At 65.2% G+C, this 296-nt stretch carries 1 protein-coding gene; it reads left to right on the forward strand.

Annotated elements, in window-relative coordinates; translation table 11 throughout:
* A partial coding sequence (locus SB786_RS35970) for an aminotransferase class III-fold pyridoxal phosphate-dependent enzyme (RefSeq protein ID WP_410731541.1) occupies nucleotides 1-296 on the forward strand: 296 nt, incomplete at both ends.

Below are 296 nucleotides of genomic sequence, written 5' to 3' on the forward strand. Positions count from 1 at the left end.
TCGCCAAGCACACACTGACCCTGCCGTTCAACGACATCGCCGCGGTCGAGAAAACCCTGGCAGACGTCGGCCAGACCGTGGCCTGCATCATCGTCGAGCCGGTGGCCGGCAACATGAACTGCGTACCGCCGGCACCGGGCTTCCTCGAAGGCCTGCGCGAGCAGTGCGACAAGCACGGCGTGGTACTGATCTTCGACGAAGTGATGACCGGCTTCCGCGTTTCCCTGGGCGGCGCCCAGGGCCATTACGGCATCAAGCCGGACCTGTCTACCTTCGGCAAGATCGTCGGTGGCGGC

This window comes from Burkholderia sp. SIMBA_062 (genome assembly GCF_046534765.1).
GTDB lineage: Bacteria > Pseudomonadota > Gammaproteobacteria > Burkholderiales > Burkholderiaceae > Burkholderia > Burkholderia ambifaria.